Origin of the sequence: Dactylosporangium cerinum (assembly GCF_042653625.1) — a bacterium.
In the GTDB taxonomy this organism is placed as follows: domain Bacteria; phylum Actinomycetota; class Actinomycetes; order Mycobacteriales; family Micromonosporaceae; genus Dactylosporangium; species Dactylosporangium cerinum.
In genome coordinates this window covers 473,877-488,562 of the sequence record NZ_JBHSIU010000011.1, presented here as the reverse complement: position 1 = coordinate 488,562, position 14,686 = coordinate 473,877, and the positions used below count along the sequence as shown (strand labels likewise).

Genomic DNA, 14,686 nt, shown 5'->3' with positions numbered 1-14,686 from the left:
ATGATGAGCAGGGACCGAGCCGGTGTCGGCTCCGCCGCGGAGCCGACGGACCAGCTCGCCATGCGGCGCGCCAACCTGAGCCGCACCCTGCGCTACATCCGCGCCAACGGCCCGCGTTCGCGGGCCGCGATCGCCGCCGCGACCGGCCTGCACAAGACCACTGTGTCGAGCCTCGTCGACGAGCTGTCCACCCGCCGTCTGGTCCGCGAGACCGACCTGGAGTACTCCGGTTCGGCCGGTCGCCCGGGTCGTGGCGTGTCGCTGAGCCCCGACGTCGGCGCCATCGGCATCGAGATCAACGTCGACTACCTGGCGGTGCACGGCACCGACCTCACCGGCCGCACGGTCATCCAGAAGCGGGTCGGCTACGACGCCACGCGCGGTGACGTCGAGCGGTGCCTGGCCGACCTCACGGATGTGGCCCGGCGCTCGCTCGCGGAGCTGACCCGCCGCGGGGTGACCCCGATCGGTCTCACCGTCGGGATTCCTGGCCTGGTCGACGCCGCGCGGGGGGTCGTCGTGCTGGCACCGAACCTCGGCTGGCACGACGTGCCGGTCGCCGCGCGCCTTGCCCGCACGTTCGGACCCAAACTCTGGATCGGCGTGGACAACGACGCCAACCTGGCCGCCCTCGCCGAACATGCCGGGGGCGTCGCCGCAGGCACGGACGACCTCGTGTACCTCACCGGCGAGGTCGGCGTCGGCGGCGGCGTCATCCTCGGCGGCCGGCTCCTGCGCGGCGCCGACGGGTTCTCCGGCGAGATCGGTCACCTCCTGGTCGACCCGGGCGGCGACCGGTGCGGTTGCGGCCGGGTCGGCTGCTGGGAGACGAAGGTCGGCCTTGCCGAGCTGCTCCGCCGGGCCGGACCGGGCGCCGCGGACGGCCCGGACCGTGACTCGATGCCGGACCCGCACCACCGCATCCGCCAGGTCGCCCGCCGCATCGCCGCCGGCGACCAGGCCGCGGTCACCGCCCTCGCCGAGATCGGCAGATGGCTCGGACACGGCGGTGCCGTCCTGGTCAACCTCTTCAACCCGAGGGTGATCGTCCTCGGCGGCTACTTCGCCGAGTTCGCCGACCGGCTCATCCCCGCCGCGCAGGCCGGGCTCGCCGGCCTCACCGTGGCCTCGACCGCACGCCGCTGCCACTTCGTCGCGTCCCACTTCGGCTTCACCGCCGCTGCCCGCGGCGGCGCCGGCGTGGTGCTCGACCGCATGATCGAGGACCCGACCGGGTTCCCGCTCGCCGAGTCCCGGCCGCTGGCGGCGGTGTGAACGGGTCACGCGGAGCGCACACGGTGGCGCCCGCCGGCGCCGAAGGGCCGCTACCGGCGCAGCCGGTCGGGGTCCGCGGACTCGCTGCGTCGCACCAGCCAGGCGTCGGTGATGTGCGCGAACATCGCCTCCGCGGCGCCGGCGGCGTCCTGCGCGGCGATGCGCTCAAAGACGCGCCGGTGCCCGCGGTTGGACGCCTCCCGCAGGGCACGGTCGGTCCTGCCCACATAGCGGTCGATGTTGGCGACCTGGTGCTGCAACGACCGCACCACCGCACGGGCGATCCGGTTTCCCGACGCCTGCATGATGACGTCGTGGAACGCGGCGTCGTGCTCGTGGAAGGCGTCGGCGTCCTCGACGACCTCGTCCATGCGTTCCACGAGCGCGCGCATCCGCTCCACGGCCGACTCGTCGGCCAGCCGGGCGGCGACGTTCGCCATGTCCGACTCCAGGACCCTGCGGGTCACGACCACGTCGTCGAGGACCACCAGCTTCTCGTCCACGGCGATGGCCGCGGCGAGGACGAGCTCGTCCAGCAGGTCCCACATCGTCGGCGGGTTCACGACCGTGCCGCTGCCCTGCCGGACCTGGACCAGCCCCTTTTCCTGCAGGACCTTGACGCTCTCGCGCACGACGGTCCTGCTGACGGAGTACGTCTCGCACAGCACGGGCTCCGGCGGCAGCGCGCTGCCCGGCTCGTAGGTCCCGCGGACGATGCGCTCCACCAGCTCCCCGGTGAGCGCCTTCGCCAGGCTGGCGGGTCCCCGAACCCATCCGGGAGGTGGTGAACCGCCCACGGTCGAATGCTGTGATGCCGTCATGTGACCTCCGCCGACCCGCCGCGGCCAGGTGCTGCGGGTCGGCGAGAGTCTACCGAGCGACGCGGGCCGGCGTGGCCTCCCGTGCGCTGCATCGGCGTGCCCGGGAAGCCCGCCCGCTCGGAAACGATGTCAGATCTCCGAGCGGCGGGCGTCCGGGATGAGCCGCAGCCCGGCCCGGGCCGGGCGGACGTGCGGTCCGGTGACCGCGACCAGGGGGTTCGCGACCTGCAGGGCGGCGATGCGCGCCTCGTCGACCCGGATGCCGAGGCCCGGCTCGTCACCGAGCACGATGCCGCCGTCCTCGTACTCCTGGTCGACGCTCAGACCGATCGGCGAGGAGACGTCCTGCACCTCGAAGGCCAGGTGGTTGGGCACGGCCGCCGCGGCGTGTGCCGATGGGTTGGCGTGATACGCCACCGCGCTCACCGGCAGGTCGTGCCCGTGCGCGAGGGCGGCCACCCGCAGGAAATGGGTGATGCCCCAGACGTTGCCCACCTGGACGACGTCGACGGCGTCGGCGTCCAGCAGCGGCCGGTACTGCTCCAGGCCGGTGAGGTTCTCTCCCGTGGCGACGGCGGCCCGGATGCCGCGACGGACCGCGGCGAGCCCCGCGGTGTCCCAACGACGGACGGGCTCCTCGATCCAGGTGAGGTCGACACGGCGTTCCAGCGCCGTCACGAACCGTACTGCCTGTGTGCGGTTCCATGATTCGTTGGCGTCGAACATCAGTGCCGGCTGCGTCGAGTTGCGCCGCAGCACGTCGTGGAGCGCCTCCAGCCGACGCAGGTCGCCCTGCACGTCGTGGCCGCCCTTGAGCTTGGCGGCGCTGAACCCCCGATCGGCGAAGCCCTCGTACAGGCGCACCAGGGCGTCGTCATCCAGCGCGATGTCCAGGCCCGAGGCGTACCCGGGCACAAATCGGTCGAGCGCGCCGAGCGTGCGCCACAGGGGCTCCCCGGCGGCCTTCGCCTTGAGGTCCCACAGCGCCATGTCGATGGCGCCGATGGCGCCGAACGTCGCGCCCGCGTGCCCGGTCTTGAACACCCGGTCCAGCATCCGGTCGTACAGCGCCGACACCGCCCGGGGGTCCTCGCCCTCGACGGCGCCGAAGACCCGGTCGATGTCGCTGTGCGCGCCGACGCCGACGCCTTCCAGCCCGCCGTCGGTCTCCAGGATCAGCACGTGCACGTCAGTGCGGGGTTCGGACATCACCCCGTTGGCGTCGCCGATCAGCCGCCCCCAGTCGTGCTTGGTCGTCAGGCTGCGGTATCCGGTGACTTTCACAGGTGCTCCTTCTTGGCATGGTTCGGTGTCACTCCTTGGTGCCTCCCGCCGTCATACCGGCGACCAGGTACCGCTGCGCGGCCACGAAGACGATCAGCACCGGCAGCACGGACACGACGGTCGCCAGTGCGAGCGTCGGCAGCTGCACCGACTGGGTTCCGGCGGAGCTCGGGTTGAACGCCGGGGTCGAGGCGAGCAGCGACGTGAGGCCGACCTGGACCGGGTAGCCGTCGCTGGACGGCAGCATCACGAAGGGCAGGAAGAAGTTGTTCCAGCTCTGCACGAAGCTGAAGAACGCGACCAGGGCGACGATCGGCGTCGCCAGTGGCAGTGCGACCTTCGTGAAGACCTCGAGCTCCGAGCAGCCGTCGATGCGGGCCGCGGCGAGCAGGTCCCGTGGCACGCTGGTGGAGAAGTAGATGTAGGTGAGGTACACGCCGAACGGGAAGAACGACATGGGCAGGATCACCGACAGCGGGCTGCCGATCAGCCCCACGACGTTGAGCTCGAGGAAGATCGGCAGCACCAGGGCGGTGTTCGGGATGAGCATGATGATCAGCGTCAGGACCAGCAGCGGCCGGCGGAACCGGAAGTCCGTCATGGCCATCGCGTAGCCGGCCGGGATGCTCGCGATCAGTGTGATCACCAGCGCGCCGACCGCGTAGAGCGCGGAGTTGCCCACCCAGGCGGTCACCGCACCGTTCTGGAAGTCGAACAGCTGCCGCCAGTTGGTGCCCAGCTCTCCGAGGCTTCCGGGCAGGAAGGGGTTGCCGACGATGAGGTCGTGCGCCGACTTCGTCGTGGCCAGGAGCAGCCAGACGATCGGGATGGCGAAGAAGAGCACGAAGACGGTGACCACGACTGCGACGAGTGCCCGGCCGACTGCGGTCATGGGCTCAGTCCCTTTCGAACAGGCCACCGCGCGTCACGAAGACCGCGGACAGCGCGAGGGCGATGACCAGCAGCAGCAGTGCAATGGCGGCGGCGGCGTTGAAGTCGTTCTGCTGGAACGCGTACAGGTACGCGAGCTGGTTGAGGGAGTAGTCGTTGGGCACGATCGCGTTGCTGGCCTGTGAGAGCAGTTGCGGCTCGACGAACAGCTGCGTGCCGGCGGCGAGGGACATGATGCCCATGTACGAGATCCATTTGCGCAGCAGCGGAAGTTGGATGCGCCAGGCGATCTGCACCGGGCCGGCACCGTCGATGCGCGCCGCCTCGATCACCTCGGCGCTGATGTTGTTCAGCGCGCCGTACATGATGACGATCCAGCCGCCGGCGCCGGTCCAGAACGCGATGATTGCGAAAATCGGCGGCAGGTGCCCCGGCGCGATGACCTGGTTGAAGCTGGCGAACCCGAACAGTCGCAGCAGCGGGGCAACCGGGCTGGCGGTCGGATCGAGCACGAACAGCCACAGCAGCACGCTGGAGGCGCCGGCGATCGCGCCCGGCAGGTAGAAGACCAGCCGCAGCGTGCGGCTCAGCCAGCGGACGCCGATCGCGTGCACCACGACGGCGAGGAACGTCACCAGCGTCACCAGGGAGCCCAGCCAGATCGCCAGGTACCAGGCGACGTGCCCGACGGCGGGCAGGAACCGGAAATCGTCGACGACCTTGGCGAAGTTGCCGAACCCGGCGAACCCGCCGTCGCCGCTGGTGAACGCGAGGTAGACGGCGTAGAGGGCCGGCAGGACGCCGAAGGCGATCGCGAGCGCGGTGTAGAGCGCGACGAAGGCGTAGCTGACGGCGCCGCGGGTGTCCGCGGGCCGAGGCCGCCCACCCGCGGGGCGGGCGGCCTCACGTGCCATGGTCACTTGACCGTGTAGCCGTCGACCTGGGCCTGGTTCTTGATCGCGGTCTGCCATTCGGGGAGCAGACTGACCAGGCTCTTGCCGCCGACGATTCCGGGGGTGACGGTCTTGGCCCAGATCGCCTCCTGGCTGAAGATGCCGGAGCCCCATCCGCTCCAGATCTGCGTCCCGGCCTTGATCAACGCCTGGAGGTCGGTGGCGTAGTACCCGCCCGACTCCTGTTTCTTGATCCACTTGTCTGCGGCGGGGGCGTACGCCGGGTACCCCGGCGCGACGTTCACCTGGTAGTCGTCGGCGGTGGTGACGAACTCGACGAACTTCTGCGCCGCCTTGAGGTTCTTCGAGTGGCTGCTGACGAACCAGGTGCCTCCGCCGACGTTGCCGGTCACCGGCTCATCGCCCTTCCACGCCAGCGGCGCGGCGGCGCCGAGCTGGCCCTTCGGGACGTTGAGCGACTGCGGGTTGTTGAAGATGGCGCCCGCGTACCAGGCCGGGCCCGGCATCAGCAGCACCTTGTTCGCGTAGTTCTTCACGAACTCGGGCGCGAAGACGCTCACCGTCGGCACCGTGCCGTTCTTGATCAGGGTGTCGAGCATCGACGCCGCGCGCTTGCACTCAGGAGTGCCGGTGTTGACGGTCACCGTCTTCGGGCCGGTGATGCCGTTCGCCTGGCACTTGCTGCTCCACAGGAAGATCTCCGGCGTGAACGAGTCGCCGGCCGCACCCACGATGTATCCGGGGTGCTCGCGGGCCACCTTCTCGCCGAGCGCCTGATAGTCCTCCCAGGTGGCCGGCAGGGTGTAGCCGAACTGGTCCAGGAGTGCCTTGTTGTGCCAGAGCACCACCTGGGCGAGGTCGTTGCGCAGGCAGTACACCTTGCCGTCGACGGTGCACGGGTTCAGCGCGCCGGCGGTGAACTGGTCCAGGGTCTCCTTGGCGACGAGGCCCTGGTTGAGGACGGCGGCGAACGCCTGCTTGCCGTTGCTCTGCTGGCTCGCCCAGGCCGCGTCGTTGTTCTGGGAGGAGAAGACCACGTCCGGCCAGCCACTGCCGGCGCGGTCGAACAGCTGCATCTTCGTGCGGAACGAGTTGGATCCGTTCGCGGATCCGTCGTAGGTGACGGCCTCCAGCTGCACGGCAGGGTTGGCCTTCTTGAACGCGTCAACCGCGCCCGCCCGGTCGGCATCGACCCAGACCGTGATCTTTGCCTTCTCGTCCTGCGCGGCCTGCGGGAACCCGTAGGAACCGGAGGATGCGCCGCCGTCGCTTCCGCAGGCGGAAACGGTGAGGGTGACGGCCAGTGCCGCAGCACCGGCCCACCGCCGCAGGTGTCCGGGCCATGCCTTTTCGACCATGTCTGTGTCCCTTGTGTCGAAGACTGTGAGACTCACCGATGCATCGGCCCGAAATATAAGGGCATACGTATGATGTCTGCAAGACCTCGTAACAAATTCGTATTACGTCTGACGTCATCGGTCACGTACACTCGAGCCGCGTCGCGTCGCCAGTGCACGCCGTGGAGGCCGGGAGGCGCTATGACGGGATCGCAGACGGCCGCGCCGGCCTGGACCCGCCGGCCCGCAAACCTCGCCAGGGCCATCACGGCCGAGCTGGTGAGCCGCATCGTGGGCGGACTGCATCCACCCGGGACGCCGCTGCCCCCGGAGCCCGCGTTGTGCGAGACGTTCTCCGTGAGCCGGACCGTGGTCCGGGAGGCGGTGAAGCTGTTGCAGGAGAAGGGGCTGGTGCAGGTCCGCCAGGGCAGCGGCACCATCGTCACGTCACCGGGCACGTGGAACCTGCTCGACGAGCTTGTGCTCGCCGCGAGCATCGCCCAGGACGACTCGATGAACGTCCTCGACGACCTCGTCGTCACCCGTCGACTGCTGGAGTCGGACATGGCCGGCGTCGCCGCCCGCCGGGCCGATCAGGACACGATCGAGCAGCTCCGGGCGCTCGTGGACCGCATGGACGAGCTCGTCGACGACCACGTCACATACGAGGAGCACGACCGCGCCTTCCACGACATCGTCATGCACGCATCCGGCAACCGCATCGCCCGTGGGGTGGTCACGGCACTGCAGAGTCAGGCCATCCACACCGCGCGGTACGTGGGCCGCACCGAACGGGCGCTGTGCGTGGCATCGAACCTGGGTCATCGGCAGGTCTCCGAACACATCGCCGCGCACGATCCTGACGGCGCTGCGGCCGCGATGTTCACGCACATCACCGATGCATGGCTGGCCCGCCGCGCCGGGCCGGGCGACGCGCTGCGGCTGCAACGGTGAGTCGCCCGGCCGGGCGCGGAGGGCCGGCGGCTACGACGCGACCCTGGTCCACTGCTGATTGGTGGCGCCGAGGCAGTCCCAGATCTGGACCTTCGTGCCGTTGGCGGTGCCGAAGGCGCTGACGTCCAGGCACTTGTTCGCGCCGACGGCGGTGACGCTGCCGTTGCTGTTGAGCGTGAACCGCTGGTTGGTCTGCCCGTTGCAGTCCCAGATCTCCACCGCGGTGCCGTTGGCGGTGCCCCGGCCGAGCACGTCCAGGCACTTGCTGCCGTTGTACAGTCGCAGCTCACCGGACGCGGTCAGCGTGAACTGCTGGTTCGCCCCGCCGTGACAGTCCCAGATGTTCGCCAGCGCACCGTTCGCCTGGGAGGCGCCGGCGATGTCCAGGCACCGGTTCGACGCCACGCCGCGCAGCGCGAACGTGTTCGACGGCTGCGTGGTGCCCTGCACGCCGGCCGCGGCCATGACGGCCCGCGCCCCGCTCGGCCAGTTGCCGCCGTTGACGACGACCGTGCCGCTGTTGACGTTGCCTCTCGTGCCGTTGACGACATTGCTGCCGTTGTTGGTGGTCCAGTTGTTCGTCAGGGTCAGGTTGCCGGTGTTGTTGTTCGCCCATTCCTGCGTGTAGGCCCAGGTGCCGGTGTTGTCGAAGACGTTGTTCGCGGCGGACACATACCGCGAGCCCTCGTCGAAGTACAGACCGAGCCAGCCGTTGCTGTTGCGGAAGTAGTTCTCGTTGACGGTCGTTCCAGGGCTGGCCGACAGGTGGTAGAACGCCCCCGCGTCGGTCATCTGCTGCACCACGTCGTGGACGTAGTTTGCCGTGACGCGGTTGTTCGCCGCGATGGTGGCCGTGGTGTACCGCGGCTGGTAGTTGTACAGGCCGCGGGTGACGTAATCCTGGCTGCCGCCCGCGTCGTTGGCGCCCCAGCCGTAGCCGAGCGCGATGCCGGAGTAGGGCAGGTTGTAAAGCTCGTTGTGCGCCATTGTCGAGCCGGCCGTGTACGTCATCAGCAGCCCGACATGGCTGCGGTACTCGGTAGCGACGTCGTGAACGACGTTGTTGCTGACGGTGATGTTGCTGTTCGTCATCCGGCTGTCGCTGGGGTGGTGCGCGTCGGCCTGGACGCCGCCGACGATGACGGCCCCGGCGGACATGTATTCGAACACGTTGCCGGTCACCGTGACGTCCCGGGCGCCGAGCCCGACGCCGGTGCCGTGCGCGTTGGCGTCGTTGCCGATGCCGAGACCCACCTGGCCGAGGTTGATGAACCGGTTGCCGGTGAAGGAGACGGTGTTGGCCGCCGACACCTGGACCGCTGCGGGCATCTGCCGCCAGCCCGGCCGGGTCGCCTCGAAGAGCTGGCAGCCGGACTGGCACGACGAGAGCGCGTCGGACGGCCGGTTCCAGTTGCCGTACATGTACGCGCCGGTCTGCTGATCGGCGTAGCCCTGGTTGCCGCTGGGCTGCAGCCAGCTGGTGTTGGCGAACTGCAGGCCGGCGAAGGACAGGTGGTGCGCCGGCGTCGCGTAGGTGCCGCCGACCCTCAGCAGCGATTCCAGCCGCGGCAGTTGCACGTCGGCGGTGCCCATGTCCTGCCCGCTGAGCGGCTTGTAGTACAGCGCGCCGGCGGCGGTGTCCAGGTACCACTCCCCGGCGGTGTCCAGGAACTCCCGGGCGTTCACCAGATACATCGGCCCGCTGCGGAACGGCCGGGTGAGGGTGTCGTAGCCCCAGGTGTTGTTGTTCCACGCGGGTTGCTGCATCGTGAGCGTGTTGTTGGCGATCGTCTGCACCGGCACGAAGCGGTCGGTGAACGAGTTGACCGACTCGAGCTCGACGCGGCTCTTGTTGGCCAGATTGTTCAGGTAGGACAGGGCCCCGTTGGTGAAGCTGAGCCCGGTCGTCGACGCGGTGAAGTCCGCGCGGTTGACCTGGGTGCGGGCTCTGGTGGCGAGGCGGCCGTCGACGTAGAGCTGGCGGCTGTCGAAGCCGGTGCCGACGGCGGCCCGCCAGATGTTCTGCGCGGAGTCGGCGAGGGTCCAGCCGGTGACCTTCTGCCCGCCGGAGATGACCGGGCGGGTGCCGGTCGCCGCCTGCCACTGCACGGTGTAGCCGTTGGTGCCGGAGTCGGCGGCGGTGAACGTCAGGGGTGCGCTGAGGGTGTAGGTGCCGGCGGCCAGCTGCACGACGACGTCGCCCGTCATGCTCGGCGCGATCGCCCGGACGTTCGTCTGCGCCTGGTTCAGCGAGCACGGCTGGGCGGAGGTGCAGGCGGTGCCGGAGCCGGTCGGCGCGGCGTACAGCGTCTGCATGACGGCGGCCGTGGCGGGCGGCGGGAGGATCGCGACACCACCGGCGACGAGGACGGTGGCGGCCGTCCTGGCGAGCGCGCTGAACCTGCCGGGCGAGGGATTGGCGGATCTCAAGGGCACGAGGTGCTCCTTCGAACGGTGTGGGTGAACGGAACACAGCGGGTATGGCGTCTCATGGGCGCCAGGGGGCGGCCGGCGGTTCGGCCGCCCCCTTTCGAGCGTCAGGTCAGGGCAGGGTCCATTTCTGGTTCGCGGCGCCCGAGATGCACGTCCACAGATGCACCACCGTGCCGTCGGCAGAGTTGTTGCCGGACACGTCGAGGCACTTGCCGGACTGCGGGTTGCGCAGCGTGCCGTCCGACTGCGCCACCCAGTTCTGGGCACCGCCGCCGTTGCACGTCCACAGCTGCACCTTCGTGCCGTTCGCGGTGCCGCCGCCGTTGACGTCCAGGCACTTGCCCAATGCCCGCAGCGTCTGGCCGGAACGCGTCCACGTCTGCGCCGCGTTGCCCTGGCACGAGTACAGCTGGATCTGCGTGCCGTCGGCCGAGCTGCCGCCACGCACGTCGAGGCACTTGCCGGCCAGGCCCTTGACCGGGCCGGCGCCCGACGGCTGGGTGCCCGAGTCCTTGATCCGGATGTTGCGGAAGGCGACCGTGTCGCCGCTGCCGTGGTTCTGGATGCCGACGTAGCCGTCGAGGTTGCGGTTCGCGTCGGTGTTGGTGAAGTCGTTGATCAGGCTGCCGTTGAGGTACACCCGGATCCGCTGGCCCTCGACCAGCACCTCGAAGGTGTTCCACTCCCCCGCCGGGTTCAGCGCCGCGTCCCGGGCGGTGGTGTCGGCGGCCTTGACCCCGTAGATCGCACCGGTGGTGCGGTCGGAGGAGTCCGTCGCGTCGATCTGAACCTCGTAGCCCTGGTTCTGAGCGACGTTGGGGTCACTGCCCGGGTTGGGGAACCCGACCTGCACCCCGGAGTTGCTGTCGCCGGTGAGCCGCCAGTCCGCCTTCAGCGAGTAGGAGGTGTACTGCTTCGCGCTGTACCAGTAGACGCCGAGCCCACCCGTGGAGGTGAGGGTGGCGTCGGCATTGGTGAACCCGCCGGGGCCGGACTGCGTCCAGCCGGTGGTCGAGCCGTTGTACAGCGTGGTGTAGCCGCTCTCCGGCCGGCAGTCGGCCTGGGCCCGCTTCGCCGCATACCGGATGCCGCCGAGCAGCTGGGCGCGCAGCGCCGACTCCGAGTACGACGCCTGGCTGTGCCCGAGCCCCGTGTAGAACGACCGGCCGCTGTCGATCGTCTTGCACCACGTGATCGGGTGGTCGGCGCCCATCGAGCCGCCCGAGTACGACGACTCGTCCAGCGTGGCGAGCACCCGGGCGGTGGAACGCGGATTGGTCCGGTAGTTGTACAGCTCGTCCGTGCGGGTCCAGGTCTGCGGCAGGTGCGCCGTGGCCGGGTGGGCCCGGTTCTCGACCTTGATGTTCGCCTGCTGGATCGCCGGATGGGAGGCGAAGTACGCGCCGACGAGGTTGCCGTAGAAGGACCAGTCATACTCGGTGTCGGCGGCGGAGTGCACGCCGACGTACCCGCCGCCGCCGCGGATGTAGGACTCGAACGCCGTCTGCTGCGTGCTGTTGAGCACGTCGCCGGTGGTGCTGAGGAACACCACCGCCTCGTACTGGGCTAGGTTCCCGGTCGAGAACGCGGAGGCGTCCTCGGTCGCGGTGACGGTGAAGTTGTTCGCCGCGCCCAGGTCCCTGATCGCCTGGATCCCGGCGGCGATCGAGTCGTGCCGGAACGCTGCGGTCTTGGAGAACACGAGCACGTCGTAGGGGGCGTCGGCGGCCGAGGCCGGTGGCGCCGCGGCGAGTGAACCGGCGGCGAGGGCCAGGACGGCCCCCGCACCGGCGAGAAGCTTGCGCATGGTTCCTCCGGTTGCGGAAGGAGGGATGGTCACGGCAGGGTCCACTTCTGGTTCGCGGCGCCCGAGATGCAGGTCCACAGGTGCACGACGGTGCCGTCGGCGGAGTTGTTGCCCGACACGTCCAGGCACTTGCCGGATTGCGGGTTGCGCAGCGTGCCGTCCGACTGCGCCGCCCAGTTCTGGTTGGCGCCGCCGTTGCACGTCCACAGCTGCACCTTCGCGCCGTCGGCGGACGAGCTGCCGTTGACGTCCAGGCACTTGCCGAGCGCGCGCAGCGTCTGGCCGTTGCGCGTCCACGTCTGGCCGGCGCTGCCGGAGCAGGTGTAGAGCTGGATCTGGGTGCCGTCGGCCGAGGCGCCGCCGCGCACGTCCAGGCACTTGCCAGCCAGGCCCTTCACCGGGCCGACGCCCGACGGCGCGGTGCCGGTGCCGAAGGTGAAGCTGTCGACGTCGAACAGCAGCCCGGTGCCACTGCCGGCGAACGTCAGGTAGAGCGACGTGGTGCCGCTCGGTGCCCCCGAGATCGCCGCGGTGACGGTGGTGAACGTGTCCCACGAGCCCGTGACGGGGATCGTCGCGGAGCCGATGACGGTGCCGGTCGGCGAGCCGGTGCGCACCTGCACGGTCCCGCCGGAGCCCGCGGACGAGGCCCGGACCTGGATCGACGTGGCGTTGTTCAGCTTGTACGGGTCGAACTGGATCCAGTCGCCGTTGTTGATGTCGCCGACGGTCTTGCCGCCCTCGGCGGTCGTCTTGGAGTACTGGTTGATCCCGGACGACGTCTTGTAGTGCTCGGCCTGGCGGTGCCGCGGCTGCAGGATGTTCTGCGCGTGCACGGTCAGCCCGCCGCCGTCGGTGTACTGCGCGTCGAAGATCGGGAAGATGTTCGCCGCGTCGTCGTGCTCACCGTCGACGGGGATGGTGATGGTGCCCGAGCAGCCCGTCTGCGAGGTGATCTGGTGCGCGTGCTGGTCGTGGCCGAGCACGTAGGTCATGGTGACCTTCGAGCAGTCGACCGTGCCGTCCTCGGGATCGGTGACGGTGACGCTCCACGGCACACTGTCGCCGAAGGAGACCAGCTGGCCCGACGACGGCGTGTTGACCACGACCGTCGGCGCGGTGTTGCCGACGCTGATCTGCACGCTCGCCGATCCGGTGGCGCCCTGCGGGTCGCGCACCGTCAGGGTGGCGTTGTACAGGCCGTTGGTGCTGTAGGTCTTCGTCGGGTTCGCGGCGGTCGAGGTGGTGCCGTCACCGAACGCCCACGAGTAGGACAGCGAGCCACCCTCGGGGTCGCTGCTGCCGGCCGAGGAGAAGGTGACCGTCAGCGGGGCGGCGCCCGACGTCGTGCTGGCGCCGGCGACCGCGGTCGGCGCCCGGTTGTTGCCGCTGCCGACGTAGTCGAAGCGGTACAGCGCCGAGTTCGCGTCACCGTTGCCGAAGCCCGCGCCGTAGTCCAGCACGTACAGCGCGCCGTCGGGGCCGAACTGCATGTCCATGACCTGCTTGCCGACCCACGGGAAGTTGTCGATCGTGCCCCGCGAGCCGTCACTGTTCACGATGATCGGCTTGATCCAGCCGCGGCCGAACTCGCCGGCGAAGAACTTGCCGTCCAACGACGCGGGGAACTTCGTCGACGACGGGTTCGCCGCGTCGTAGCGGTACACCGGACCGGCCATCGGCGACTCGGAGCCGCTGCCGAACTCCGACGGGCTGCCGGAGTCGCCGGCGTACTTGATCCACGCCGCCCGGGCCGGCGGCAGGGTGCCCTGGCCCGTGTTGCGGAAGGAGTTGTTCGTCGGCCCGCCGGTGCAGTTGAACTTGCTGCCGGTGCTGTTGGTGGCGAAGTTCCACTCGTTGTAGGTCTCGGTGGAGGTGTTGCTGCCGGTGCAGTACGGCCAGCCGTAGTTGCCCGCGGAGGTGATCCGGTCGAACTCCACCTGGCCGGAAGGGCCGCGGTTGGCGTTCGTGGTGCCGGCGTCCGGGCCGTAGTCGCCGACGTAGACCACGCCGGTGGCCTTGTCGACGCTCATCCGGAACGGGTTGCGGAAGCCCATCGCGTAGATCTCCGGGCGGGTGTTCGCCGTGCCGGGTGCGAACAGGTTCCCGCTCGGGATGCTGTACGTGCCGTTCGCGTTCACCTTGATCCGCAGGATCTTGCCCCGCAGGTCGTTCGTGTTGCCCGCGGAACGCTGCGCGTCATAGGCGGGGTTGCGGTTCGTCCGCTCATCGAGCGGCGAGTAGCCGGCTGAGTCGAACGGGTTGGAGTCGTCACCGGTCGACAGGTACAGGTTGCCGGCCGCGTCGAAGTCGATGTCGCCGCCCACGTGGCAGCACATGCCGCGGGTGGTCGCCACCTCCAGGATGGTCACCTGGCTGCTCGTGTTGACGGTGAAGTCGGAGTTGAGCGTGAACCGCGCCAGGCGGTTGACCCCGGCCCATGTCGCCCAGGTCGAGTCGTTGCCGGTGGCCGGCGCGTCGCCGGACGGCGTGTTCAGCGGCGGAGCGTAGTACAGGTAGATGTAGCGGTTGCTGGCGAAGTTGGGGTCGGCGGCGACGCCCTGCAGCCCCTCCTCGTCGTGGGTGTAGACCGGGATGTTGCCGATCACCGACGTGGTGCCATTGGCGTCGGTACGGCGCAGCGTGCCGTTGCGCGCGGTGTGCAGCACCGAGCGGTCGGGCAGCACGGAGATCGTCAGCGGCTCGCCGACCTCGTTGATCCCCTTGGCGAGCGTCACCTGCTGGAAGTCAGCGGCGTTGATGGCCGCCGCGGCGGGCGCCGACGGGCCGGCGAGGACCGTGAAAGTTCCACCGGCCAGCGCGAGCATCACCGCCACTGCGCCTCGTCGGTATCGGGGTGGTGTTCGGTGCATGGAGAACCCTCCTGACAGTGCTGGTCAGATGGGCGCGCGCCGCCGCGCCGATAGCTCGTGCTCGATGCAGGCCGGTTGTGCGGCCGTCGACACATCG

General features: G+C 69.6%; 10 protein-coding genes. 2 read left to right on the top strand and 8 right to left on the bottom strand.

From position 1 onward, the window contains the following. Window positions 1–3 precede the first annotated feature (3 nt). Complete coding sequence (locus tag ACFPIJ_RS11170) at window positions 4–1,275, top strand: ROK family protein (protein WP_380114646.1); 1,272 nt, start codon at window positions 4–6, stop codon at window positions 1,273–1,275. 50 nt (window positions 1,276–1,325) lie between these two features. Here ACFPIJ_RS11170 and ACFPIJ_RS11165 read toward each other — a convergent pair whose 3' ends face one another. From ACFPIJ_RS11165 to ACFPIJ_RS11145, 5 genes are all read right to left on the bottom strand, one after another. Then, a complete protein-coding gene (locus ACFPIJ_RS11165; RefSeq protein WP_380114645.1) occupies window positions 1,326–2,072 on the bottom strand; it encodes a FadR/GntR family transcriptional regulator in 747 nt (248 codons plus the stop codon). A gap of 153 nt (window positions 2,073–2,225) precedes the next feature. Continuing rightward, a complete protein-coding gene (locus ACFPIJ_RS11160) occupies window positions 2,226–3,380 on the bottom strand; it encodes a mandelate racemase/muconate lactonizing enzyme family protein (RefSeq protein WP_380114644.1) in 1,155 nt (384 codons plus the stop codon). 28 nt (window positions 3,381–3,408) lie between these two features. Further along, window positions 3,409–4,272 (bottom strand): carbohydrate ABC transporter permease, encoded by an 864-nt coding sequence (locus ACFPIJ_RS11155; RefSeq protein ID WP_380114643.1) that lies wholly within the window; start codon window positions 4,270–4,272, stop codon window positions 3,409–3,411. Between the two features lie 4 nt (window positions 4,273–4,276). After that, window positions 4,277–5,185: a carbohydrate ABC transporter permease gene (locus ACFPIJ_RS11150; RefSeq protein WP_380114642.1), complete on the bottom strand. Its 909-nt coding sequence runs from the start codon at window positions 5,183–5,185 to the stop codon at window positions 4,277–4,279. Between the two features lie 2 nt (window positions 5,186–5,187). Continuing rightward, the gene (locus ACFPIJ_RS11145; protein ID WP_380114641.1) at window positions 5,188–6,543 is read right to left on the bottom strand and encodes an ABC transporter substrate-binding protein; all 1,356 of its coding nucleotides are present in this window, start codon (window positions 6,541–6,543) and stop codon (window positions 5,188–5,190) included. A gap of 180 nt (window positions 6,544–6,723) precedes the next feature. Here ACFPIJ_RS11145 and ACFPIJ_RS11140 point away from each other — a divergent pair, with 180 nt between their 5' ends. Next, window positions 6,724–7,476, top strand: a complete 753-nt coding sequence (locus ACFPIJ_RS11140) for a FadR/GntR family transcriptional regulator (RefSeq protein WP_380114640.1) — start codon at window positions 6,724–6,726, stop codon at window positions 7,474–7,476. A 30-nt stretch (window positions 7,477–7,506) separates the two neighbouring features. On the opposite strand, the gene ACFPIJ_RS11135 is transcribed toward ACFPIJ_RS11140, so the two are convergent. From ACFPIJ_RS11135 to ACFPIJ_RS11125, 3 genes are all read right to left on the bottom strand, one after another. Then, on the bottom strand, window positions 7,507–9,912 hold the full coding sequence (locus ACFPIJ_RS11135) for an RICIN domain-containing protein (RefSeq protein WP_380114639.1): 2,406 nt from the start codon (window positions 9,910–9,912) through the stop codon (window positions 7,507–7,509). A gap of 106 nt (window positions 9,913–10,018) precedes the next feature. Next, on the bottom strand, window positions 10,019–11,716 hold the full coding sequence (locus ACFPIJ_RS11130) for a ThuA domain-containing protein (protein ID WP_380114638.1): 1,698 nt from the start codon (window positions 11,714–11,716) through the stop codon (window positions 10,019–10,021). Between the two features lie 29 nt (window positions 11,717–11,745). Continuing rightward, window positions 11,746–14,544, bottom strand: a complete 2,799-nt coding sequence (locus tag ACFPIJ_RS11125; protein ID WP_380114765.1) for a PQQ-dependent sugar dehydrogenase — start codon at window positions 14,542–14,544, stop codon at window positions 11,746–11,748. Between the last annotated feature and the right edge of the window lie 142 nt (window positions 14,545–14,686).